Here is a 22,625-nt window from a genome sequence, read left to right on the forward strand (position 1 = left end):
AGCAGCCCCACGCCGACCACCACCCCCCCCCGCCACTGCGCGCCCAACACCGCCCGCCCCCCCACCCCCCCCGCCCGGACGCGCCGGGCCCCCCCGCCCCCCCCGGCGCGAGGGGCCACGTCAACGGCCGACCGCCGTCCGCGAGTTGCTCAGTCCTCGTCGGCCACGCCGGCGGGCTGCCCGGGCGGGCTCGGGTAGGTCGCGTCCTTGCCGACCGGCTTGGCGCCGGACGGGCAGACCTTGGGCGCCTTGGCCTTCAGGCCCAGCAGCCGGAAGTAGTTCTGGCCGAGCGCGATGTCCCGGAAGGCCTCGTCCCCGAGCGCGCGGTTGATCCGGCTGGTGACCTCCAACTCCTGCTCGTACACCGCGTAGTCCTTGTTCCGCGCCGCCACGAAGTCCGTCCCCGTGATCGCCCGGGTCGGGTGGCGGTCGAGGAAGGACGCGTACTTCTGCCGTACGCCGGGCAGGCTGAAGTACTGGTCCTCCAGCACCCGCCAGCTCAGGTCCACGGTCAGGTTGGGGTGCTGGTCGAGCAGCCGCTCCAGGATGCGGATGTGCTCGTCCGGGTCCATGTGGGAGAGCTCCTTCGAGAGGCCCATGTGCGCCCAGACGATCTTGTTGTCGGGGTACTGCGCGAGGATCTCCTCCATCAGGTGCAGGTACTTCGTCGGCTCGACGTCGTTGCCGAGGTCGGAGTGGAAGGTGACGGGGAGCCCCCCGCTCGCGGAACACCTTCATGAACGGCGCCCAGTTCGGGATGTCCTCGCTGGTGGCCGGCTCGGCGAGGTTCGGGAACAGCGCCTGCTTGACGACGTTGACCTCGCCGGCCCAGCGGAACATCCCCGGGTACTCGCGGTCCAGCAGCTCGATCCCGGGCGGGACGGTCTCGGGGTGGTGCAGGTCCATGAACGTCATGGAGAGCGTGAGGTCCGGGTCGGTCGGCCGGAACTCGCGCAGGCTCTCGGCGTTGGCGAAATCGTTGCGCATCCTCGGCCGTACGGGCGTGCCGGGACAGTCGAGGTAGTACACGCAGTCGGAGTCGGCGGGCAGCACCTGCCCGATGCCGAACATGTTCGCGTAGCGGACCCCGCTCTTGCGCAGGTAGTCGGTCATCTCCTCGAAGGGGATCGCCGGTCCGCCGAAGGGCCGGAAGTGCAGGTGGCTGTCGACCACCGAGGTGTACGGCTCGACGGACCGCTCGAAGCAGGCCCGGGCCGCGAAGGCCTCTCCGGCCCCGGCCGGGGAGAGGACGACCGCCGTCGCGGTCGCGCCGACGACGGCGGCGGTGAACCGTCGACTGGTCCAGTGGCTCTTTCTCAAGGGGTTGCCTCCGGTGGCGAGCGGCCGGCGCCCGACGCGCCGGCACAGGGGCTGGTGGTGCCACACAGAAGCGTCAGTGCTCGAACCATCGGCCGGTGCCGCCGCACACGGTGTCGACCCGACCGCCGCTCGAACGGGCGCACCGGTACGGCCATCGGGGTCGACCCCGCCCGGGCCGCCGCCCGGGCCCTCACCCCTGCCCTCGCCCGGGGCCTCGGCCGAGCCGGCGGCCGGGGCGGTGTCTCGAGTGGCGAACCACGGTGCACGAGGAGATGGTGACCGGCAGGGACCCCTCACCAGAAAGGGCGATCATGCCCGAAGTCACCACCCCGTACGCGACCGGCACCCCGTGTTGGGTCGACCTGATGGCCAAGGACCAGCAGGCCGCACTGGACTTCTACCGCGACCTCCTCGGCTGGCAGGGGCAGGCCGGCCCGGCCGAGTTCGGCGGCTACGCCGTCTGCACGCTCGACGGCAAGGCCGCGGCCGGCATCGGCCCGGCGTCGGCCCCCGAGGGGATGCCGGAGCCGCCCACCGTCTGGACCAGCTACCTGGCCAGCACCGACGCCCAGGCCACCCAGGACGCGATCGTCGCCGCCGGCGGCACCCTGCTCGTCCCGGTCATGGACGTCGGCGACCTGGGCCGGATGCTGATCGCCGCCGACCCGCAGGGCGCGGTGTTCGGCGTCTGGCAGCCGGGCGAGTTCTTCGGCGCCCAGGTCGTCAACGAGCCCGGCGCGCTGACCTGGAACGAACTGCACACCAGCGACATCCCGGCCGCCACCGGCTTCTACGGCGAGGCGTTCGGCATCGAGATCGAGCCGATGCCGGGCGTGGACTCGTACTGGGTGCTACAGGTCGGCGGCAAGCCGGTGGGCGGCGCCACCCTGCTCGCCAACGACCCGCCCGGCACCCCGGCCCACTGGCTGACCTACTTCGCGGTCGACGACGTCGACTCCACCGTGGACGCCCTGGTCAAGCGCAACGGCACCGTCCTCGCCCCGCCCTTCGACATGATGGCCGGCCGGATGACCGTCGTCGCCGACCCGCAGGGCGCCCCCTTCGCCATGATCAAGCCCACGCCGGCCTGACCCCGCCCGCCTCCGCCCCGCCCGCCCGGATCCCGTCCGGGCGGGCGGTTCCATACTCCGCCCCTCCGTCGGCCGTCAGCCGTCAGCCGTCCAGCTCCGCGAGGAAGTCCAGCGACGCCGCCCAGGCCCGCTCGGCCGCGTCCTCGTCGTAGTCCGGCAGCGACGGGTCGGTGAACAGGTGCCCGGCGCCCCGGTAGCGGTGCACCTCCACCTCCGCCCCGGCCCGGCGCATCCGCAGGTACCAGGCGTTCAGCCAGTCCTCCGGCTCGAACGGGTCCGGCTCCGCGATGTGCAGCTGCACCGGGATCTCGGTGACCGCGTCCTCCCGCAGGTCCGAGGTGCCGTGCAGGAGCAGCAGCCCGCGCGCCTTGTCGTCGGCCAGCGCCAGGTTCTGCGCCACCGCGCCGCCGAGCGAGAAGCCGGCGTACACCAGCCCGCCCTCGGACACCGGCGCGGCCGCCGTCACCGCCCGGCGCAGCAGCTCGTCGCGGCCGCCGAGCTCCTCCTGGAACTCCTGCGCCTCCTCGACGGACTCGAAGGTCCGCCCGTCGAACAGGTCCGGCGTGTGCACGGTGTGACCGGCGGCGCGCAGCCGCTCGGCGGCGGCGTGCACGGCGGGGCGCAGCCCGTAGGCGGAGTGGAAGAGGACGATCTGGGCCACGGTTCGGGTCCTTCACCAGGGAGGTCAGCTACCCACCCATGATCCCGCATCCCCCGCCGAACGCCGCGCCCCCACCTCCGGCCCCACATCCGCCCCCGACTCCGGCCCCAGCCCCACGCCCGGCTACGACACCACGTCCTTGCGCGCGAACCCCCGGAACGCCAGCGCCAGCAGCACCACCGCGTACGAGAGCGACAGCGAGACGCCCTGCACCATGCCGCCCCACTCCAGCTGCGGCTGCAGGGCGTCCGCCCAGGAGTACTGCCAGTGCGCCGGCAGCCACTCCCGCAGGTCGCCGAGCGCGGTGACGGCGTCCAGCACCCCGGTGATGATCGAGGCGAACACCGCGCCGCCGACGGCGCCCAGCGGCGCGTCCGTCGCCGTGGAGAGCCAGAACGCCAGCGCCGCGATCACGATCTCGCTGAGGAACACGAAGGCCACCGCGATGGCGATCCGGGGCAGCGCCTGCCCGGCCGGCAGGCTGACCCCGGCGGGCAGCTTGAGGTCCCCCCAGCCGTACGCCGCGGTGCCGACGACCAGCCCGATCGCGGGCAGCATCACCACCGCCACCGCCGAGAACCCCAGCCCGACGGCGAACTTGCGGGCCAGCAGCCGGGCCCGGGGCACCGGCGCGGCCAGCAGGTAGCGCAGCGAGGACCAGCTGGCCTCGGAGGCGACGGTGTCCCCGCAGAACAGCGCGACCGGGATGACCAGCATGAAGCCGGTGCCGACGAACAGCATGGTGACGGCGAAGTTGGCCCCCGAGGCGGTGGCCAGCTCGATGAAGGTGGTCCGGTCCGGACGGCCCGGGGTGCCGCCGAGCTGGAACGCGGCCAGGATGACGAACGGCATGGCGGCCAGCACCCCGCCGATCACCATCGTGCGGCGCCGGCGCAGCTGCCGCACCGCCTCCACCCGCAGCGGCAGCGTCCGGCCCGCCCGGTACCCCTCGGCGTGGTCCATCGACCCGGCACGGCCCTCCGGCTCCGTGTGGTCCTTCGTCACGGCACTCACGCTCCACCTCCGATCAACGACAGGAACGCGTCCTCCAGCCGCCGCTGCGGCCCGGCGCTCTCCACCGGCACCTCCAGCCGCACCAGTTCGGCCAGCAGCTCGCTGGCCGCCAGTCCGTCCAGCCGCACCAGCAGTCCGCCCTCGACGGCCTCCGCCGAGCCGACCCCGGCCAGCGCGGCCACCTTGTCGGCCACCGAGGCCGGGTCGTACGGCTCGGCGATGCCGATCATCAGCAGCTCGCCGGCGCCCACGATGTCCGCGACCGGGCCGGCCGTGACCAGCCGCCCGCGGTCCATCACCACCAGGTCCGTGCAGCTCTGCTCGACCTCGGACAGCAGGTGGCTCGACACGATCACGGTCCGCCCGCCGGCCGCGTACCGGATCATCACCTCGCGCATCTCCCGGATCTGCGGCGGGTCCAGCCCGTTGGTCGGCTCGTCCAGGATCAGCAGGTCCGGCATCCCGAGCATCGCCTGCGCGATCGCCAGCCGCTGCCGCATGCCCTGCGAGTACGTCCGCACCGCGCGGTCCAGCGCCTCGCCGAGCCCGGCGATGGCCAGCGCCTCGTCGAAGCGCGCGTCGGCCTCCGGCCGTCCGGTCGCCTGCCAGTACAGCCGCAGGTTGGCCCGCCCGGTGAGGTGCGGCAGGAAGCCCGCGCCCTCCACGAACGCCCCGACCCGCGACAGCACCGGCGCGCCGGGCCGCACCAGGTGCCCGAAGATCCTGATCTCCCCGGCGTCCGGCCGGATCAGTCCCATCAGCATCCGCAGCGTGGTGGTCTTGCCCGCGCCGTTCGGCCCGAGCAGTCCGAGCACCTGCCCCCGCTCCACCCGGAAGCCCAGCTCCCGTACGGCGTAGCGGTCCTGGGCGCCCTTGTAGCGCTTGCTCAGCCCGCTGATCAGCAGCGGCACGGCGGCCAGCTCCGGGTCGAAGCCGGGCCCGGCGGCGGCCCGCCGGCGCCGCAGCCGCGGTGCCAGCAGCAGGGCCGCGGCCGCCAGGACGGCGATCACCGGCAGCAGCCAGGTCCGCGCGGGCAGCGGCGCCGCCTCGGTGACCAGCTCCTCGACGGTGGGCACGGTGAGCGCCCCGGCCGGCGCCACCCGGTAGGTGGCCGGCTCGACCGGCGAGGCGTACGCGAGGTCGGTGCTCGCCAGCACCAGCCGCACCCGGTGCCCGGCCGGGAAGGTGTGGTCCACGGTCGGCAGCGCCACCGTGACGGTCTGCCCGGCGTCCGCGCCGGTGACCCGCAGCGGGGCGGCCAGCTGCTGCGGCAGCACCGCCTTGCCGTCCGGTCCGACGTCGTACAGCTTCGCGAACAGCACCGCGTCCGGCCGGTCGGCCGTCACCCGCACCGGGACGGTCGGCTGCCCGGTCAGGTGCAGCGGCGAGTCCAGCGGCGCCGAGTCGAAGGCGGCGTTCTGGCCGGGGAAGTCCAGGGAGAGCCCGGCGCCCAGCGAGGCGGCCTGGCTGAGCGCGCCGACGCCGGGCAGCGTCGAGATGCCGGGCGGCGCGCCGCCGGGCGGGTTGGCGAGGGTCTGCTCGCCGCCGGCCAGTTCGACGGTCCGCGAGCCGGTCCCGCCCAGGCCCGGGTACCGGTCGGCGGTGGCCCCGCGCAGCACGGCCTGGAAGCCGGTCGAGTCGACCCCGCCGGTGCGGGTGACCCGGAAGTCGGCGCCGGTGTCGTTGCCGCGGCCCTTCAAGTAGTGGTCGAACCAGGCGGTGACCCGGTCGTCGACCCGGGCGCTGGTGTCCGTCCCGCCGTCGTGGCCGCCGGCGAACCAGTCGACCGCCACCGGTGCGCCGTTGGCGGCCACCGCCTTGGCGATCCGGTCGCCCTGGTCCAGCGGGAACAGCGAGTCCTGCTGCCCCTGCACCACCAGCGTCGGCGCCTTGAGCTGCGCCGCCACCGAGGACGGGCTGGAGCGGTCCAGCAGCGCGACGGCCTCCGGGTCGGCGTGCCCGGCGGTGGCGACCCGGTCGTACATCTGGCAGAGCGACTCCAGGAACCGCCCGCAGCCGACCGGCCCGTCCGCCTTCGGCCCGGGGCCGCCGCTCTCCCGCGGCGCCTCTCCGGAGGGCCCGAGGTCCCCGGCCGAGCCGGTGGTGAAGAAGATCCCGGCCCACAGCTTCTTGAACACGCCGTCCGCCGCGCCCGAGCCCTGCACGCCCTGCGGGAACAGCGCGTCGGCCAGGTTCCACCAGGTGATCTGGGTGGCCACCGCGTCGATCCGGTGGTCGTACGCGGAGGCCAGCAGCGAGACCGCCCCGCCGTACGAGGCGCCGGTGATGCCGACCTTCGGGTCGCCGGGCCCGTCCAGCTGCACCTCGGGCCGCTGGGCCAGCCAGTCCACCAGGTGCTTGACGTCCTCGACCTCGCGGTCGGGCGCGTTCAGGCCGATCTTCCCGCCCGAGTGCCCGAAGCCGCGCGCCGACCAGGTCAGCACCGCGTACCCCTGCCGGGCCAGCTGCTCGGCGCGCTGCCGCTCGCCCTCCTTGGAGCCGCCGAAGCCGTGGGCGAGCAGCACCGCCGGGCGCGGACCGCCGCCGGTGGTGAAGAAGGAGGTGTCCAGCTGGACCTGCTGGGCGCTGCCGGGTGTCTCCGGCATGCTGAGGAAACGGTCCTCCTGACGGACCGCCTGCTCACCGCCGGACGCCACCGTCGCGGTGCCGGCCGCGGCCACGGCCGCCAGGGCCACCGCCCCGGCCAGCAGCCTGTGTCTGACCGTTGTTCCCCGGGCGCGCCAGCGACGCCATGCCCCACCGAACTCCATGGCCGCTGATCGTATCCGCCGTCCGGGTAGGCGTCCGATAAAGGCACCCCCTGGAAGCACCGCCCGGGGTGTCACCCGAGCCCCGCGCCGTTACGTCCGCTTCGCCCCACTGTGCCCGGGTATCGTACGGCGCATGCTCCGGCCGCTGCTCTCGCTGCTCGCCACCGTCGCCGCCACCCTGGCGATCGGCTGGATCGTCGACCAGGCCCTCCAGCGGATCGCCGCCCGCCAACCGTCGGCACCGGTCTGGCCGCTCCTGCGCCGATGCCGGATCCCGCTCCAGCTCGCCGTCGTGTCGGCCCTGCTGCTCGCCGCCAAGCCGCTCCAGCGGATCTTCCACCTGAAGCACGACGACGGCGCCCAGCACCTGCTCCTGCTGTTCCTGCTCGCCTCGCTGGGCTGGCTCACCGTCCGCGTGGTGGCCGCCGTCCTGGAGGCCCTGCTCAGCCGGTACGAGAGCCGCGTCGACGACCCGGCCCGGGTCCAGCGGGTGCGCACCCAGATCAGCATGCTGCGCCGGGCGGCCGACGCGCTGATCGTCGTGGTCACGGTGGCCGTGATGCTGCTGACCTTCTCCGCCATGCGCACCATCGGCGCCAGCCTGCTCGCCTCGGCGGGCATCATCGGCATCGTGGCCGGCATCGCCGCCCAGAGCACCCTGGGCAACTTCTTCGCCGGCCTCCAGATCGCCTTCGGCGACACCGTCCGGATCGGCGACACCGTGGTGGTGGACGGCCAGCAGGGCACCGTCGAGGAGATCACCCTCAGCTACCTGGTGGTCCGGCTCTGGGACTACCGCCGGCTGATCGTCCCGGTCTCGTACTTCGTCAACAAGCCCTTCGAGAACTGGACCCGCCGCGACCCCGGCCTGCTCGCCGCCGTCCTGCTCCACCTCGACCACACCACCCGGGTGGACGAGCTGCGCACCACCCTGCGCGCCCGCCTCGACCGGCACCCGCTCTGGGACGGCGGCGAGTGGGCCCTCGACGTCACCGACACCACGCCCAGCACCATCGTCGTCCGCGCCACCATGACCGCCCGCACCCCCGACGACGCCGCCCGGCTCCGCTTCGACATCCGCGAGCAGCTCATCGCCCACCTGCGCGACGAGCACCCCCACGCGCTCCCCCGCCTCCGCACCACCGACACCTGACCGGCGCCCGGCCCCGCCGGCGAAGCCCCGAAAAGCGGAGTTCCCCGCGCCCCGGACAGGGGCGCGGGGAACCGCGCGATCAGAGCGGGTCCTACAGCACCCGTGTCATCGTCCGGTGCGGTATCCCGGCGTCGTCGTACACCGGCCCCTCGGCCACGTACCCCAGCCGCTCGTAGAACCCGAGCGCCCGCACCTGCGCGTGCAGCTCGACCTCCACGCCCCCGCGCGCGGCCCCCGCGGCCTCGACGGCCCGGACGAGTTCCGCGCCCAGCCCCGTCCCCCGGGCCGCCGCGACGACCGCGAGCCGCCCGAGCAGCACGCGCCCCTCGACGCCCCCGGTGAGCCCGCGCGCCTGCTCGCCGAAGATCAGCCGCGCCGTCCCCAGCGCGGCCCCGTCGGCCCCGACGGCCAGCAGGTGCACCGAGGTCGCGTCGTACTCGTCGTACTCCAGTTCCTCGGGCACGTTCTGCTCGACGACGAAGACCTCGCGCCGGACGGCCCGCGCCAGCTCCAGGTCCGTCTCCCCGTCGACGACCCGGACGGTGACGGCCGGCACCTCGGCGGCCGTCATCTCAGCTCTCCGCCGCGATGATGTCCAGCGCCTTCTTCAGGTCCTCCGGGTACTCGCTGGAGAACTCGACCCACTGCCCGTCCGCCGGGTGCTCGAAGCCGAGCGACACCGCGTGCAGCCACTGCCGGGTCAGCCCGAGCCGCTTGGCCAGCGTGGGGTCGGCGCCGTACGTGAGGTCGCCCACGCAGGGGTGCCGCAGCGCGGACATGTGGACGCGGATCTGGTGGGTGCGCCCGGTCTCCAGCTTGATCGCCAGCAGCGACGCGGCCCGGTACGCCTCGATCAGGTCGTAGTGGGTGATCGACGCCTTGCCGTCGCGGGTGACGGCCCACTTCCAGTCCGAGCTGGGGTGCCGCCCGATCGGCGCGTCCACCGTCCCGCTCATCGGGTCCGGGTGGCCCTGCACCAGCGTGTGGTAGCGCTTCTCGGTGATCCGGTCGTGGAACTGCCGCTTGAGGTCGGTGTACGCGCGCTCGGACTTGGCGACGACCATCAGCCCGGAGGTGCCGACGTCCAGCCGGTGCACGATGCCCTGGCGCTCTGCGGCGCCCGAGGTGGAGATCCGGTACCCGGCCGCGGCCAGTCCGCCGATCACGGTGGGGCCGGTCCAGCCCGGGCTGGGGTGCGCGGCGACGCCGACCGGCTTGTCGATCAGGACGATGTCCTCGTCGTCGTGCACGATGCGCATGCCCTCGACGGGCTCGGCGACGATCCGCACCGGCGCGGCCGGGGCGGGGATCTCGACCTCCAGCCAGGAGCCGGCGGTCACCCGGTCCGACTTGCCGGCCACGGCGCCGTCGATCATCACCTTGCCGTCGGCGGCCAGCTCGGCGGCCTTGGTCCGGGAGAAGCCGAACATCCGGGCCAGGGCGGCGTCGAGGCGCTCGCCCTCCAGGCCGTCGGGAACGGGGAGGCTGCGGATCTGCGCTGCGGTACTCACCCGTACGAGTATGCCGGAACCGCGGCCCTCCCCCGCCCGCCGGCGGTCCGGCGCTACTTCTCGCCCTGCTCCGGCTTCCCGGCCTTCCCGGCCTTCTCGACCTCCTGGTGGACGGTCCCGTCCGGGTTGCTGCCCCGGAAGGAGAGCAGGACCACCAGGATTCCGCCGCAGACGATCGCCGTGTCCGCGAGGTTGAAGACCGCGAAGTACTGGACGGAGACGAAGTCCACCACGTGGCCGCGGAAGACCCCGGGCGCGCGGAACAGCCGGTCGGTGAGGTTGCCGAGCGCCCCGCCGAGCAGCAGCCCGAGCGCGATCGCCCAGGGCAGGCTGTACAGCTTCCGGGCGATCCGCCAGATCACCACGATGACGGAGGAGGCGATCACCGTGAAGACGACGGTCAGCGCCTGCCCCATCCCGAAGGCCGCGCCCGAGTTCCGGATCACCTGGAGGGTGAGCACGTCCCCGATCACCTTGATCGCCGCGTGGTTCTCCAGCCGGGCGACCACCAGCAGCTTGCTGCCGAGGTCGATCAGGAGGGCGAGCACCGCGACGACCAGCAGCACGCCGATCCGCCGCGGACCCTTGGGCTTCCCGTCCGTCGTGGTGTCCGCGGACGCCCCGGTCGGCTCGGCCACGGGCACCTCCACGGCATCGGCGGGGGTCGGGACGGCGTCGTCCCGGGTCTGGGGGGAACCTTGCGTGCTGATGATCCGCTCCGCTGCCGGTGGAGCTCCCCCGGTCCGCAGGAGGGGGAGGGTGGTGGGCCGGTGATGGCCTGCCCGCGTTCACGAACGCGTCAGGCGGCATCCTTCAGGCGACGTTACGGGGTCGAGCGTACGGCAAGCCCGACCCCTCGCGTCCCTCCGGCCGCCCTGGTCAGCGGCGCTCCTGCTTGGCCTTGCACTGCACACAGAGCGTCGCCCGGGGGAAGGCCTGCATCCGGGCCTTGCCGATGGCCTGCCCGCAGGACTCGCAGGTGCCGAAGCCGACGCCCTCCAGCCGCTCCAGCGCGCGCTCGGTCTGCGCCAGGCTGTCGCGCGCGTTGTTGGCCAGCGCCAGTTCGCTCTCCCGCGAGATGTTCTTCGTACCGGCGTCCACCTGGTCGTCGCCGGCCCCGTCGTTGGAGTCGCGCATCAGGCCGGAGATGGCCGCCTCGGCGGCGTCGATCTCGCTGCGGAGCCGGTCCAGCTCGCTGATCAGCTCGTCGTGCAGCTCGTGGACCTCCTCGGTGGTCCACGGGTCCTCGCCCGGCCGGACCGGCAGCGTGGCCGGGTCCACGGACTCGGCGCCGCGCGGCGCGGTGACGGTGTCGGTGCCGTTCTTCGGTGCGGTAGTGGTCACGGTCCCCTCCCCTGGGTCGACCGCCACGGCCTTGCGTGCCCGCTTGGTGGCGGTACCCGCGCCGGTTCCCTTCTCAGCCATGGCTTTCGACCCCATCTACGAACGAATCGAGCCGCCGGTTCCCGGCGGCTTCCAGTGCCGGAACGATAATCCCGATCAAAACCGGTCACAACATGACATACCGACGCCTCATAACGTTCCCACCCAGGCAGCCGCCCCAACCGTCACGCCCCGTGCGCTCATGGATTTGTGCCCAGATCGACTCCGGCTAACCTCCGCCGCCGCACGCCCCCGGAGTGCCCCCGAAGCGCTCCCGGAGCATGGCCGGAGCACTCCCGGGGCGCCCGCCGGCGCGCCCGCGGACCGCCCGCCGGGAAACGCTTTGGACAAACCGACTCGCCCGGCCGATACACTGGGCCTGCAAGGCGCAGATGGGACGAGTACCGACGTACGCAGCCACCAGCGACCCGGGGACGGTGCGAGCCCGGGGGTGTGCACGGCGGGAAGATCACCCCGGAGCCGCCGGAAGAACGGCCGCCGCGATGCCGCAGCGGCCCACTAGACCCGGCAGCAAGCCCAAACAAGAGGGCCGCGAACAGCAGTACCGCGGCCAAGGAGGGTGGTACCGCGGGGCGGCCTGGTCCGTCTCGTCCCTCCGGAGGATCCAGTCCCAGCATCCGCCGGAGGTAGACGCCGCGATGGCCAGCACCTACAACCCCGTCCCCGCGCAGGTGGATCTGCCTGCCCTGGAGCACCAGATCCTGTCGTTCTGGCAGGACAACAAGATCTTCCAGCGCAGCCTGGAGCAGTCCGAGGGCCGCCCCGAGTGGGTGTTCTACGAGGGCCCGCCGACCGCCAACGGCATGCCCGGCGCCCACCACATCGAGGCCCGCGTCTTCAAGGACGTCTTCCCGCGCTTCCGGACCATGAAGGGCTACCACGTCGCCCGCAAGGCCGGCTGGGACTGCCACGGCCTGCCGGTCGAGCTCGCCGTCGAGAAGGAGCTGGGCTTCTCCGGCAAGCAGGACATCGAGGCGTACGGCATCGCCGAGTTCAACGCCAGGTGCCGCGAGTCCGTCACCCGCCACACCGACGCCTTCACCGAGCTGACCACCCGCATGGGGTACTGGGTCGACCTCGACGAGGCCTACCGGACGATGGACCCGTCGTACGTCCAGTCCGTCTGGTGGTCGCTGCGGCAGATCTTCGACAAGGGCCTGCTGGTCCAGGACCACCGCGTCGCCCCCTGGTGCCCGCGCTGCGGCACCGGCCTCTCGGACCACGAGCTGGCCCAGGGCTACGAGACCGTGGTCGACCCCTCGGTCTTCGTCCGCTTCCCGCTGACCAGCGGCCCGCTGGCCGGCCAGGCCGCCCTGCTGGTCTGGACCACCACCCCGTGGACCCTGGTCTCCAACACCGCCGCCGCCGTCCACCCGGAGGTCACCTACGTGGTGGCCACCGACGGGAACGAGAGGCTCGTCGTCGCCGAGCCGCTGCTCGCCAAGGCGCTCGGCGAGGGCTGGGAGACCACCGGCGAGTCCTTCACCGGCTCCGAGATGGAGCGCTGGGCCTACCGCCGCCCCTTCGACCTGGTCGAGATCGAGAACGCCCACTACGTCGTCACCGCCGAGTACGTCACCACCGAGGACGGCACCGGCATCGTCCACCAGTCCCCCGCCTTCGGCGCGGACGACCTCGCGACCTGCCGCCGGTACGGCCTGCCGGTGGTCAACCCGGTGCTCGGCGACGGCACCTTCGCCCCCGAGGTCCCGCTGGTCGGCGGCCAGTTCTTCAAGAAGGCCGACGAGGACCTGGTCGCGGACCTCAAGGAGCGCGGCCTGCTCTTCCGCCACCTGCCGTACGAGCACAGCTACCCGCACTGCTGGCGCTGCCACACCGCGCTGCTCTACTACGCGCAGCCGTCCTGGTACATCCGGACCACCGCCGTCAAGGACGCGATGATCCGTGAGAACGAGGCCACCAACTGGTTCCCGGACACGGTCAAGCACGGCCGCTTCGGCGACTGGCTGAACAACAACATCGACTGGGCGCTCAGCCGCAACCGCTACTGGGGCACCCCGCTGCCGATCTGGCGCTGCGAGGAGGGCCACCTCACCTGCGTCGGCTCGCTGGCCGAGCTGTCCGAGCTCACCGGCACCGACCAGAGCGGCCTCGACCCGCACCGCCCGTACATCGACGCGGTGACCTTCGACTGCCGCGACTGCGGCGGCACCGCCACCCGCGTGCCCGAGGTCATCGACGCCTGGTACGACTCGGGCTCGATGCCCTTCGCCCAGTACGGCTACCCGTACGAGAACAAGGAGCTGTTCGAGAAGCGCTACCCGGCGCAGTTCATCTCCGAGGCGATCGACCAGACCCGCGGCTGGTTCTACACGCTGATGGCGATCGGCACCCTGGTGTTCGACAAGAACAGCTACGAGAACGTCGTCTGCCTGGGCCACATCCTGGCCGAGGACGGCCGCAAGATGTCCAAGCACCTGGGCAACATCCTCCAGCCGATCCCGCTGATGGACCAGCACGGCGCCGACGCCGTCCGCTGGTTCATGGCGGCCGGCGGCTCGCCCTGGTCGGCCCGCCGGGTCGGCCACGGCACCATCCAGGAGGTGGTCCGCAAGACCCTCCTCACCTACTGGAACACCGTCGCCTTCCAGGCCCTGTACGCCCGCACCTCGAACTGGGCGCCCTCGGCGAGCGACCCGGCCCCGGCCGACCGCCCGCAGCTGGACCGCTGGGTGCTCTCCGAGCTGAACACCCTGGTCCGCGAGGTCGACGCGGCCTACGAGGCGTACGACACCCAGCGCGCCGGCAAGCTGCTGTCCGGCTTCGTCGACGACCTGTCCAACTGGTACGTCCGCCGCGGCCGCCGCCGCTTCTGGCAGGGCGACGCCGCCGCGCTCGCCACGCTGCACGAGGCGCTGGAGACGGTCACCCGCCTGATGGCCCCGCTCACCCCGTTCATCACCGAGCGGGTCTGGCAGGACCTGGTCGTCCCGGTCGCCCCGGAGGCCCCGGCCTCGGTGCACCTGGCCACCTGGCCGGAGGCCGACGAGTCGCTGATCGACACCGAGCTCTCCCGGCACATGGCGCTGGTCCGCCGCCTGGTCGAGCTGGGCCGGGCCACCCGCGCCGAGTCCGGCGTGAAGACCCGTCAGCCGCTGTCCCGCGCGCTGGTCGCCGCCCAGGGCTGGGAGGAGCTGCCGGCCGACCTGCGCGCGCAGATCGCCGAGGAGCTCAACGTCTCCACCCTGGAGTCGCTGGCGGAGGTCGGCGGCTCGCTGGTCGACACCAGCGCCAAGGCCAACTTCCGCGCGCTGGGCAAGCGCTTCGGCAAGGGCGTGCAGGACGTCGCCAAGGCGGTCGCCGCCACCGACGCCGCCCGCCTGGCCGCCGAGCTGCGCGCCACCGGCGAGACCTCGGTCGAGCTGGACGGCGAGACGGTCGCCCTCTCCCCGGACGAGGTGATCATCACCGAGACCCCGCGCGAGGGCTGGGCCGTCGCCAACGAGTCCGGCGCCACCGTCGCCCTCGACCTGGCCATCACCCCGGAGCTCAAGCGGCTCGGCATCGCCCGCGACGCCATCCGCCAGATCCAGGAGGCCCGGAAGAACTCCGGCCTGGACGTCGCCGACCGCATCGTCCTGCGCTGGCGCGCCGCCTCGGAGGAGACCGCCGAGGCGATCGCCGAGCACGGTCCCCTCGTCGCCGAGGAGGTCCTCGCCACCGACTTCGCCGCCGGTGCCGCCGACTGGGAGTCCGAGACCTTCGCCGACGAGTCGCTCGGCCTGGCCTTCCAGCTCCGCAAGGCCTGACCGCCCGACAACGAAGCCGCCGTCACCCCGGGGTGACGGCGGCTTCGCCGTACCCGCCCAAGCCCCGCAGCCACCCCGGCTCCCGCACGCCCCCGCCCGGATCCCCACGCCCCCGGCCGCAGCGCTTCCCCTCCCCGCACGCCCCCCACGCAGAAGAGCGCCCCCTCCCCGACCCGTGGGTCGGAAAGGGGGCGCTCTCGGAAGGCGCTGCTACAACCTCAGTTGTCGCCGTCCTCGTCGATCAGGAAGCCCCGCATCGGCGCCGGAGCCTGCTGCATCGGCTGCGGCGGCTGCGGACGGACGGCCGCCATCGGCTGGGTCATCCCGGCCGGCTGCATCTGCGGAGCACCGCTGTTGCCACCGGTCGACTGGCCGCCGAAGCTCGGCGCCGAGGAGTTGCCACCGAAGGAGCTGTTCCCGCCGAAGGACGGCGAGTTGCCCCCGAAGGACGGCTGGCCGCCACCGAAGCTCGGCGCACCGCCGCTCATCGCGCCGGCACCGGCCGGAGCCATCGACGAGGCCGCCGGCGGCAGCGACGCGGTGGCGGGGATCCGCGGCGGGGCGAGCGAGTCGTCGGCCTGCGACTCCAGCTGACGCAGCTGGGTCTCCAGGTACGACTTCAGACGGGTGCGGTACTCACGCTCGAACGCCCGCAGGTCCTCGACCTTGCGCTCCAGCGTGGCCCGCGCCGACTCCAGCGAGCCCATCGCGACGCGGTGCTTCTCCTGCGCGTCCCGCTCCAGCGCGTCGGCCTTCGCACGGGCGTCGCGCTCCAGGCCCTCGGCCCGGCTGCGCGCCTCGCCGACGATCTTGTTGGCCTCGGAGCGGGCCTCGGAGATCGCCTGGTCGGCGGTCTGCTGAGCGAGCGCCAGCACGCGGGCCGCGCTGTCGCCACCGGGGCCCTGCTGCTGCATCGGGGCGCCCATCGGCTGCATCTGCTGCTGCTGCGGGCCGCCCATGGGGCCGCCCATCGGCTGCATCTGCTGCTGGCCCATGCCCTGGCCCATCGGGTTGCCCATCTGCTGCGGGCCACCGGGACCGCCCATGGGCTGGAGCATCTGACCGCCCATCGGCTGGACCAGCTGCTGCTGGCCGCCCATGGTCTGGTTCATCTGCTGCTGCTGCGGGCCGCCGGCAGCGGGAAGCTGCGGGGCGGATCCGGCGGGCAGGCCGAGGGGCTGGTTGCCCATCTGCTGCTGCGGGCCGCCGGGGCCCATCTGCTGCGGACCACCCGGACCCATCTGCTGCGGACCACCGGGGCCCATCTGCTGCGGGCCGCCCGGACCCTGCTGGCCGGGGACCGGCGGACCGGATATGGCGGCCGGCACCGGAGCGCCGCCCTGTCGGGGCGCGTCCTGCTGCGGCTCCTTGCGCAGGTTGGCCTGGTTCTGCGCGGCGGCACGAGTCGCCGCGGCCAGCTTGGCGCGCAGGTCCTCGTTCTCCCGGAGGAGGCGGGTCAGCTCCGCCTCGACCTCGTCGAGGAAGGCATCGACCTCGTCCTCGTCATAGCCTTCACGCAGGCGGACGGTCGTGAACTGCTTGTTCCGAACGTCCTCGGGGGTCAATGGCATCTCTTCACCTCAACGTGATCGTCGGCACACCGGCATCCTGTCGCATCGCTCACCTACGACTAGGGGTGCACAAGCGAGATCAGGACATACACAATGATCATCAGTACGAAGAAGGACAGGTCGAGCGCCACGCCCCCGAAACGCAACGGCGGAATGAGCCGCCGAAGAAGCTTGAGCGGCGGATCCGTGACAGTGTACGTGGCCTCCAGGACCAGGACCATGGCCTTGCCGGGCCGCCACGAACGCGCGAACTGGAAGACCCAGTCCATGACCAGTCGTACGAGCAGGAACACCAGGAAGACGGTCAGGGCGTAGTAGAGCACCGCCCACACGATGTCCATCGCGTTTCCCTCTCCCCGGTCCCGATCCCTCGGGCCTGCCGCTCGTCACCTGTCGCTAAACCACTGTTGATCAGATCCACACGTAAAGTCGTGGCCGGGTCAGCTCTGGTTGAAGAACCCACCCTCGGCGATCCGAGCCTTGTCCTCCGCCGTGACATCGACGTTAGCAGGCGACAGCAGGAACACCTTCTGTGTCACGCGCTCGATACTGCCGTGCAGACCGAAGACGAGTCCAGCGGCGAAGTCTACGAGGCGCTTCGCGTCGGTGTCGTCCATCTCCGTCAGATTCATGATCACGGGGGTGCCGCCGCGGAACTGTTCCCCGATGGTACGGGCCTCGTTGTAGGTCCGGGGGTGCAGCGTGGTGATGCGGTAGGGCTCTCGTTCGTTCACGACCTTGGGCATGATCACCGGTGCGCTCTTCTCCAGGTTGTGGCGACGTTCGGGTGTGATGGACGACACGGGGGCCATCCTCGGAGTCTCCTGTCGGATCGGCACCGCCGCGGGCACCGGCTGCGGGGCGATCGAGGAGACCGGAGCGGGCGCGGCGGCCACCGGAGCCGGGGCCGGCCGGGGGATGTCCTCGGTCCGCTGGCCCGTCCGGATCGGCTCGGGGTCCGCGTCGTAGTCGTCGTCGGGGTCGTACCCCTGGCCGTCGTACGTCTCGTCCTCCACGAGGCCGAGGTAGACCGCCATCTTGCGCATTGCGCCGGCCATGCTCCTGTCTCCTCCGCTCATAGCCACCTCGCTGACGCTCGGTGGCGGGCTTCGCGATGCGCGCACCTTCTGATGGTCGCTCGCTCCGCTCGCTCCGTCAGGACCGGCTCCGTCCCGGCAACCCGGGCACATGACGGCCCTGCCTGCGGATTCCGCGGCCCCTCCACGACGGCGCGTCAGCCCGACGGCCGGTCAGTTTCGTGGAGTGGGGGCCGCGGAGCTGCGATCCACGGTTCGCTAGCGCTCCGAAGAGCTGCTAGATTCTGTCCTATTTTGTCCTGCTGTCTGATCTACTTACCCGGTGACGTTACCTGAGGGGTGACCTCACTCCGAGTACCGCCGTTCCGACGCGCACATGTGTCGCTCCGGCGGCAATCGCCTGCTCAAGGTCGCCGCTCATCCCTGCGGAGACCATGGTGGCAGCCGGATGGTCCGCCCGTACGGCGGTTGCGATTTCCGTCAGCCGATCGAAGGCGCGGGCCGGATCCCCGGCCAGCGGGCCCGCCAGCGGAGCGACGGTCATCACACCGTCCAGTCGCAGCCCGGGCGTGTCGGCGATCGCGTCGGCCAGTTGCGCGACGTCCTCCGGCGCGACCCCCGCCCGGTGCTCACCCTCCCCGTACGCCTTGTCCAGCGCCACCTGCACCAGGCAACCCAGCTCCGGGCGCTCCGACTTGAGCACCGCCGCGGAGAGCGACTGGACCAGCCGGAGCCGGTCCACCGAGTGCACGTGGTTCGCGTACCGGACGACCGAGCGGACCTTGTTGGTCTGCAGCTGGCCGACGAAGTGCCAGTCAAGAGGAAGGTTTCTGCACTGCTCCGCCTTGGGAGCGGCGTCCTGGTCACGGTTCTCCGCGACGTCCGTCACACCGAGTCCGGCCAGCAGCGCGGTGTCCTCGGCGGGGTAGGTCTTGGTGACGACGACCAGGGTGACCTCGCTCCGGGCGCGCCCGGCGGCCGCGCACGCGTCCGCGATCCGGCGCTCGACCACGTCGAGGTTGGTGCCGAGTTCCTCGTACCGGGCCCGCTGGCCCTCCGTCAGCGCCGCCACGAACGCGGCGCTCCCCGGGAACGGTCCGTAGATGTCGTTCGTCATCAGTGATCAGAGCCCAACCAGACGTAGCTCGCGAGCCGGCCGGTGCGCTGCTCGCGGCGATAGGAGTAGTGATCGGCGGATTCGAGGGTGCAGACCGGTGACCTCACCAGCTCCTTGACCCCCGCCGCGGCCAGCTGGGCCGCGACTCCCTCCGGCACGTCCAGGGCCGGAGTCCCCCAGGACGTCTCGGCGAAGGCCTCCGGCACCACCGCGGCGACCTCGGCACGCAGTTCGGCCGGCACCTCGTAGCAGCGGCCGCAGACCGCGGGCCCGGTGGCGGCGGTGATCCGCGAGGGCTCCGCGCCCAGTTCGACCATCGCCCGGACGGCCGCGGGCACCACCCCGGCCGCCAGCCCGGGCCGGCCCGCGTGGGCCGCGCCCACCACGCCCGCCACCGGATCGGCCAGCAGCACCGGGGTGCAGTCGGCGGTCAGCACCGCCAGCGCGAGCGGCCGGTCGGAGACCACCGCGTCCACCGTCGGGGCCTGCCCGAGCGGCTGGCGCTCGGTCACCACCGCGACCTCGGCGCCGTGCACCTGGTTCATCCACACCACGTCGGCCGGGTCGAGCCCCAGCCGCCGGGCGGCCAGCGCCCGGTTCTCCCGCACGGCCTCCGGGTCGTCCCCCACCGCGCCGCCGAGGTTGAGCTCCCCGTACGGCGAAGTGCTCACCCCGCCCCACCGTGAGGTGAAGGCGAAGTGAGCACCCGCGCGGATCGCGTGATCGATCACTTAAGGAAATCCGGGACGTCGAGCTCCTCGGCCGGGCTCTCCACGAACGGCTGCCGGGCCGGCTGCACCTGCGGCGGAACCGGGGCGGAGGCGGTCGTGGTGGTCGAGGTCTCGGCGCTCCGGCTCGACGTGGTGGTCGAGGACTCGCCCTCCGAACGGGACGTCACCGAGCCGATCGTCCCGTACGGGCGGCCGGCCGGGCGCTCCGGGGCGGCCGGCGGGGTGGCCGGGCGCTCCGGGGTGGTGGACTTGACGACCGGGTCGCGGACGATCGCCGGCGGCTGCCCGCCGTCGAAGCCGGCCGCGATGACGGTGACCCGGACCTCGTCGCCGAGCGCGTCGTCGATGACGGCACCGAAGATGATGTTCGCCTCGGGGTGCGCCGCCTCGCTGACCAGCTGGGCCGACTCGTTGATCTCGAACAGGCCGAGGTCGGAGCCGCCCGAGATGGACAGCAGCACGCCGCGGGCGCCGTCGATCGAGGCCTCCAGCAGCGGCGAGGAGATCGCCATCACGGCGGCGGCCTTGGCGCGGTCCTCACCGCGGGCCGAGCCGATGCCCATGAGCGCCGAACCGGCGTCCGACATGACGGACTTGACGTCGGCGAAGTCGAGGTTGATCAGACCCGGGGTGGTGATCAGGTCGGTGATGCCCTGGACACCGGAGAGCAGGACCTGGTCGGCCGAGCGGAACGCGTCGAGGACGCTGACCTGGCGGTCCGAGATGGACAGCAGCCGGTCGTTGGGGATCACGATGAGGGTGTCGACCTCTTCGCGCAGGGAGGCGATGCCGTCCTCGGCCTGGTTGGCCCGGCGGCGGCCCTCGAAGGTGAAGGGGCGGGTGACCACGCCGATCGTCAGGGCGCCCAGCGAGCGCGCGATGTTGGCGACGACGGGCGCGCCGCCCGTGCCCGTGCCACCGCCCTCGCCGGCGGTCACGAAGACCATGTCGGCCCCCTTGAGGACCTCCTCGATCTCCTCGCGGTGGTCCTCGGCGGCCTTGCGGCCGACCTCGGGGTTGGCGCCGGCGCCGAGGCCCCGGGTGAGTTCACGGCCCACATCGAGCTTGACGTCGGCGTCGCTCATCAGGAGGGCCTGCGCATCGGTGTTGATCGCGATGAACTCGACGCCCTTGAGACCGACCTCGATCATCCGGTTGATGGCGTTGACACCACCGCCGCCGATTCCGACGACCTTGATGACTGCGAGGTAGTTCTGCGGTGCTGCCACGTCGAAGGCCTCTCGCCTCGAATTTCCGGGTCGGCCCGACCCGGGGCGGGGCCGTACCGACGGATGTCGATGGGTAGGGAGCCTGGTTTCTGACTGAATGTCCGAAATGCCGACCGCCGACCCCAACCCTAAACTTGACCTTTAGGGTTAGTTCTGTGTCTCCGTCACATCACCAGGAAACACAGTCTGGTGACACAGGACACTAGGTGGCTCCAGGCACGCGTTTCAACGAACACGCCGAGCTTCCCTTTTTCTTTTGAGCCTATGTGATCATCGGCCGGCTTAGGAAACCGGGGGTGACCACCAAGAGTCGGGCCGACACTTCAAGGCGTCAACCCCTCCCTCAGGCAGAGAACCTACCGGATCATCCCGACACCGCCGGCGCCTCCGGCGCCGTCACGTCGAAGTTCGTGCCCTTCTGGTTCAGGAGCGCGACCAGGACCCGGGCCTTGCGGTCGATCTGCTCCGGACTCCCCCAGCGCACCGTCGCACCCCCGCTGAGCTGCAACTGGATGTCGTCGTACGAGTGCACCAGCACCGAGCCGACCCGCTTGGCGACCTCCGGCGGCAGCCCGGCGGCCACCGCCACCGCGCCCTGCACCAGCTGCGGACGGGAGATCACCCCGTCGACGTCGTTCGCCTGCTGACTGAGTCGCAGCTCGACCACCGGGACGCCATCGGGCGGGGCCGGTTCGGTGGCGAAGCTCACGCCCCCGGCGTCGACCTGGGTGAACCGGCCGTCGTCCCCCTTGACCGCGGCCACCGCCGTGCGCTGGACGACCTTCACCCGCAGGGTGTGTGGCCAGCCCCGCCACACCTCGGCCCTGGCCACCCGGGGGATCCCCTCCACCCGGTGCCGGACGCCGTCCAGGTCCACCCGCGCCAGCGGCCCGTCGCCGAGCCCGCCGACCGCCTCGCGGACCTGGTCCGGCGTCAGCTTGTCGTCGCCCGCGCCCTGGACGGCGACGGTGCGCACGTCCAGGACCGAGGAGAAGAACACCAGCCAGGCCAGCACGCCGAGCACCGCGGCGCCGAGCGCGCCCAGCACCACGATGCCCCGCCGGGAGAGCCGGAGGCGGGGAGCGGACTCCTCCACCTCCAGCTCCTCCTCCAGCGGGTCGGCGAGCCGGCCGTCAGCCACGGCGGCGGCCGCCGCGGTGGGCCTGGATGGCCTCGTAGACCATGCCGACCAGCAGGTCGTCGGCGTCCCGGCGGCCGAACTCGGCGGCCGAACGGCTCATGTCCCACAGCCGCTGCGGGTCGGTGAGCACCGGCAGCACGTTCTGCAGCACCCAGTCCGGGGTCAGCTCGGCGTCGTCCACCAGCAGACCGCCGCCGGCCTTGACCATCGGCTGGGCGTTCAGCCGCTGCTCGCCGTTGCCGATCGGCAGCGGGACGAACGCGGCGGGCAGGCCGACGGCCGCCAGCTCGGCCACCGTCATGGCGCCGGCCCGGCAGAGCATCATGTCGGCGGCCGCGTAGGCGAGGTCCATCCGGTCCAGGTACGGCACCGGGCGGTACGGCGGCATCCCGGGGACGTCCGCCACCTGCGGCAGCTCGTTCTTCGGGCCGACCGCGTGCAGGATCTGCACGCCGTACTGCTGGAGCCGCGGGGCGATCGCGGTGATCGTCTCGTTGAGCCGGCGGGCACCCTGGGAGCCGCCGGAGACCAGCAGGGTGGGCAGCCGCTGGTCGAGGCCGAAGTACTGGCGGGCCTCCGGACGGGCCGCGCCGCGGTCCAGGGTGGCGATGGTCCGGCGCAGCGGGATGCCGATGTACCGGGAGTCGCGCAGCTTGCTGTCCGGCGTGGAGACCGCCACGAAGTCGCTGTAGCGGGCGCCGATCTTGTTGGCCAGGCCCGGGCGGGCGTTCGCCTCGTGCACCACGATCGGCACTCCGGCCCGCTTGGCGGCCAGGTAGGCGGGCATCGCGACGTAGCCGCCGAAGCCGACCACGGCGTCCGCGTTGACCCGCTCGATGATCTCCTGGGCGGCCCGGACGGTGCCGCGCAGCCGGCCGGGGACGGTGATCAGCTCCGGGGTGGGCTTGCGGGGCAGCGGGACGGCCGGGATGAGCTCGAGCTGGTAGCCGCGCTCGGGTACCAGTCGGGTCTCCAGTCCGCGCTCGGTGCCCAGGGCGGTGATCCCGACGGACGGGTCGTGCCTGCGGAGGGCATCCGCGAGGGCCATGGCCGGCTCGATGTGACCGGCGGTCCCCCCGCCGGCGAGTACGACATGCACCGAAA

At 72.5% G+C, this 22,625-nt stretch carries 19 protein-coding genes; 3 read left to right on the forward strand and 16 right to left on the reverse strand.

From position 1 onward, the window contains the following. Window positions 1-149: 149 nt before the first annotated feature. Complete coding sequence (locus tag ACFCY1_RS08500; protein ID WP_375874015.1) at window positions 150-659, reverse strand: amidohydrolase family protein; 510 nt, start codon at window positions 657-659, stop codon at window positions 150-152. 972 nt (window positions 660-1,631) lie between these two features. On the opposite strand from ACFCY1_RS08500, the gene ACFCY1_RS08505 reads away from it, so the two are divergent. Further along, window positions 1,632-2,411 (forward strand): VOC family protein, encoded by a 780-nt coding sequence (locus tag ACFCY1_RS08505; RefSeq protein ID WP_375873995.1) that lies wholly within the window; start codon window positions 1,632-1,634, stop codon window positions 2,409-2,411. Window positions 2,412-2,493: 82 nt separating this feature from the next. Here the strand turns inward: ACFCY1_RS08505 and ACFCY1_RS08510 are convergent, their stop codons facing one another. The 3 genes from ACFCY1_RS08510 to ACFCY1_RS08520 all read right to left on the reverse strand — a co-directional run bounded on the left by ACFCY1_RS08510 (window position 2,494) and on the right by ACFCY1_RS08520 (window position 6,857). Beyond that, window positions 2,494-3,072 (reverse strand): dienelactone hydrolase family protein, encoded by a 579-nt coding sequence (locus tag ACFCY1_RS08510; protein WP_375873996.1) that lies wholly within the window; start codon window positions 3,070-3,072, stop codon window positions 2,494-2,496. Window positions 3,073-3,195: 123 nt separating this feature from the next. Further along, the gene (locus ACFCY1_RS08515) at window positions 3,196-4,035 is read right to left on the reverse strand and encodes an ABC transporter permease (protein WP_049649556.1); all 840 of its coding nucleotides are present in this window, start codon (window positions 4,033-4,035) and stop codon (window positions 3,196-3,198) included. A gap of 47 nt (window positions 4,036-4,082) precedes the next feature. Beyond that, the gene (locus ACFCY1_RS08520; RefSeq protein ID WP_074000918.1) at window positions 4,083-6,857 is read right to left on the reverse strand and encodes an alpha/beta fold hydrolase; all 2,775 of its coding nucleotides are present in this window, start codon (window positions 6,855-6,857) and stop codon (window positions 4,083-4,085) included. A gap of 133 nt (window positions 6,858-6,990) precedes the next feature. On the opposite strand from ACFCY1_RS08520, the gene ACFCY1_RS08525 reads away from it, so the two are divergent. Then, entirely contained in the window at window positions 6,991-8,010 is a 1,020-nt protein-coding gene (locus ACFCY1_RS08525) for a mechanosensitive ion channel family protein (protein WP_375873997.1), read from the forward strand. Between the two features lie 91 nt (window positions 8,011-8,101). Here ACFCY1_RS08525 and ACFCY1_RS08530 read toward each other — a convergent pair whose 3' ends face one another. From ACFCY1_RS08530 to ACFCY1_RS08545, 4 genes are all read right to left on the reverse strand, one after another. After that, window positions 8,102-8,581, reverse strand: a complete 480-nt coding sequence (locus ACFCY1_RS08530; protein ID WP_375873998.1) for a GNAT family N-acetyltransferase — start codon at window positions 8,579-8,581, stop codon at window positions 8,102-8,104. Between the two features lies 1 nt (window position 8,582). Beyond that, entirely contained in the window at window positions 8,583-9,521 is a 939-nt protein-coding gene (locus ACFCY1_RS08535; RefSeq protein ID WP_049649532.1) for an RluA family pseudouridine synthase, read from the reverse strand. Between the two features lie 53 nt (window positions 9,522-9,574). Continuing rightward, window positions 9,575-10,159 (reverse strand): signal peptidase II, encoded by a 585-nt coding sequence (lspA, locus tag ACFCY1_RS08540; protein ID WP_375873999.1) that lies wholly within the window; start codon window positions 10,157-10,159, stop codon window positions 9,575-9,577. A gap of 241 nt (window positions 10,160-10,400) precedes the next feature. Further along, entirely contained in the window at window positions 10,401-10,865 is a 465-nt protein-coding gene (locus tag ACFCY1_RS08545; protein ID WP_234348203.1) for a TraR/DksA family transcriptional regulator, read from the reverse strand. 698 nt (window positions 10,866-11,563) lie between these two features. Here ACFCY1_RS08545 and ileS point away from each other — a divergent pair. Next, window positions 11,564-14,695 carry an isoleucine--tRNA ligase gene (gene ileS / locus ACFCY1_RS08550; RefSeq protein ID WP_375874000.1) on the forward strand — a complete coding sequence of 1,044 codons (3,132 nt, stop codon included), beginning with the start codon at window positions 11,564-11,566 and terminating at the stop codon, window positions 14,693-14,695. Between the two features lie 218 nt (window positions 14,696-14,913). Here ileS and ACFCY1_RS08555 read toward each other — a convergent pair whose 3' ends face one another. The 8 genes from ACFCY1_RS08555 to murG all read right to left on the reverse strand — a co-directional run bounded on the left by ACFCY1_RS08555 (window position 14,914) and on the right by murG (window position 22,620). Next, complete coding sequence (locus tag ACFCY1_RS08555) at window positions 14,914-16,266, reverse strand: DivIVA domain-containing protein (RefSeq protein ID WP_117487433.1); 1,353 nt, start codon at window positions 16,264-16,266, stop codon at window positions 14,914-14,916. Between the two features lie 59 nt (window positions 16,267-16,325). Further along, complete coding sequence (locus ACFCY1_RS08560) at window positions 16,326-16,607, reverse strand: YggT family protein (protein ID WP_030060143.1); 282 nt, start codon at window positions 16,605-16,607, stop codon at window positions 16,326-16,328. 99 nt (window positions 16,608-16,706) lie between these two features. Then, complete coding sequence (locus tag ACFCY1_RS08565; protein ID WP_049649528.1) at window positions 16,707-17,324, reverse strand: cell division protein SepF; 618 nt, start codon at window positions 17,322-17,324, stop codon at window positions 16,707-16,709. 307 nt (window positions 17,325-17,631) lie between these two features. Next, complete coding sequence (locus ACFCY1_RS08570) at window positions 17,632-18,420, reverse strand: YggS family pyridoxal phosphate-dependent enzyme (RefSeq protein WP_079271769.1); 789 nt, start codon at window positions 18,418-18,420, stop codon at window positions 17,632-17,634. Next, entirely contained in the window at window positions 18,420-19,151 is a 732-nt protein-coding gene (gene pgeF, locus ACFCY1_RS08575) for a peptidoglycan editing factor PgeF (RefSeq protein ID WP_181970547.1), read from the reverse strand. The genes ACFCY1_RS08570 and pgeF overlap by 1 nt, the downstream gene beginning before the upstream one ends. Further along, window positions 19,148-20,380, reverse strand: coding sequence for a cell division protein FtsZ (gene ftsZ, locus ACFCY1_RS08580; protein ID WP_049649527.1), 1,233 nt, complete (start codon window positions 20,378-20,380; stop codon window positions 19,148-19,150). Before ftsZ ends, pgeF begins: the two co-directional genes overlap by 4 nt. A 364-nt stretch (window positions 20,381-20,744) precedes the next feature. Next, window positions 20,745-21,521, reverse strand: coding sequence for a cell division protein FtsQ/DivIB (locus ACFCY1_RS08585; protein WP_375874001.1), 777 nt, complete (start codon window positions 21,519-21,521; stop codon window positions 20,745-20,747). Next, window positions 21,514-22,620, reverse strand: coding sequence for an undecaprenyldiphospho-muramoylpentapeptide beta-N-acetylglucosaminyltransferase (gene murG, locus ACFCY1_RS08590; protein WP_049649525.1), 1,107 nt, complete (start codon window positions 22,618-22,620; stop codon window positions 21,514-21,516). Before murG ends, ACFCY1_RS08585 begins: the two co-directional genes overlap by 8 nt. Between the last annotated feature and the right edge of the window lie 5 nt (window positions 22,621-22,625).

It is taken from the genome of Kitasatospora sp. NPDC056273, from assembly GCF_042268845.1.
Classification (GTDB): domain Bacteria; phylum Actinomycetota; class Actinomycetes; order Streptomycetales; family Streptomycetaceae; genus Kitasatospora.

Bases quoted from the DNA above. Each gene is read 5' to 3' on its own strand.
- ACFCY1_RS08560 (WP_030060143.1), bottom strand. From the start codon at position 16,607: ATGGACATCGTGTGGGCGGTGCTCTACTACGCCCTGACCGTCTTCCTG.
- ACFCY1_RS08530 (WP_375873998.1), bottom strand. From the start codon at position 8,581: ATGACGGCCGCCGAGGTGCCGGCCGTCACCGTCCGGGTCGTCGACGGG.
- ACFCY1_RS08570 (WP_079271769.1), bottom strand. From the start codon at position 18,420: ATGACGAACGACATCTACGGACCGTTCCCGGGGAGCGCCGCGTTCGTG.
- ACFCY1_RS08555 (WP_117487433.1), bottom strand. From the start codon at position 16,266: ATGCCATTGACCCCCGAGGACGTTCGGAACAAGCAGTTCACGACCGTC.
- ACFCY1_RS08515 (WP_049649556.1), bottom strand. From the start codon at position 4,035: ATGGACCACGCCGAGGGGTACCGGGCGGGCCGGACGCTGCCGCTGCGG.
- ileS (WP_375874000.1), top strand. From the start codon at position 11,564: ATGGCCAGCACCTACAACCCCGTCCCCGCGCAGGTGGATCTGCCTGCC.
- ACFCY1_RS08525 (WP_375873997.1), top strand. From the start codon at position 6,991: ATGCTCCGGCCGCTGCTCTCGCTGCTCGCCACCGTCGCCGCCACCCTG.
- ACFCY1_RS08565 (WP_049649528.1), bottom strand. From the start codon at position 17,324: ATGGCCGGCGCAATGCGCAAGATGGCGGTCTACCTCGGCCTCGTGGAG.
- ACFCY1_RS08505 (WP_375873995.1), top strand. From the start codon at position 1,632: ATGCCCGAAGTCACCACCCCGTACGCGACCGGCACCCCGTGTTGGGTC.
- ACFCY1_RS08520 (WP_074000918.1), bottom strand. From the start codon at position 6,857: ATGGAGTTCGGTGGGGCATGGCGTCGCTGGCGCGCCCGGGGAACAACG.